The 412-nt window shown below is 76.9% G+C and carries 1 pseudogene; it reads left to right on the top strand.

The annotated features are described in order from the left end of the window. Positions 1 to 290 (top strand): annotated as a pseudogene (locus B7767_RS42950) (PTS fructose transporter subunit IIA); the annotation flags it as partial. Positions 291 to 412 lie beyond the last annotated feature (122 nt).

Here is a 412-nt window from a genome sequence, read left to right as displayed (position 1 = left end):
CGGGCGGCACCGAGGGCGGCGGGCTGGGCACGAGCGCCGAGTTGATCGCCGCGGCGGCCGCGTCCGTCGACCGCGGGGCGGGGGTGGCCGTGCTGACCGACCTGGGCAGTGCGGTGCTCACCGTGAAGGCGCTGCTCGCCGAGGGCGACGAACTCCCCCGGCACACCAGGCTGCTGGACGCGCCGTTCGTGGAGGGTGCGGTGGCCGCGGTGGTCACGGCCGCCACGGGGGCGGACCTGGCGGCGGTGGAGGCGGCGGCCGTGGAGGCGTACACGTACCGGAAGGTGTGAGCAGGGCGGCGGCGCCCGGCCGGTTCAGCCGTCCGTGTCCACGAACCGCCGGGCCAGCCGTTCCCCTGCCGTCACCGCGGCCCGCCGGTCCTCGATGGGGGTCACCCGGCTGTCCTTGAACA

The organism is Streptomyces sp. 13-12-16 (assembly GCF_002114215.1).
Lineage (GTDB): Bacteria > Actinomycetota > Actinomycetes > Streptomycetales > Streptomycetaceae > Streptomyces.
The sequence above is the reverse complement of the archived record's forward strand: the minus strand, read 5'-3'. Positions and strand labels throughout refer to the sequence as shown.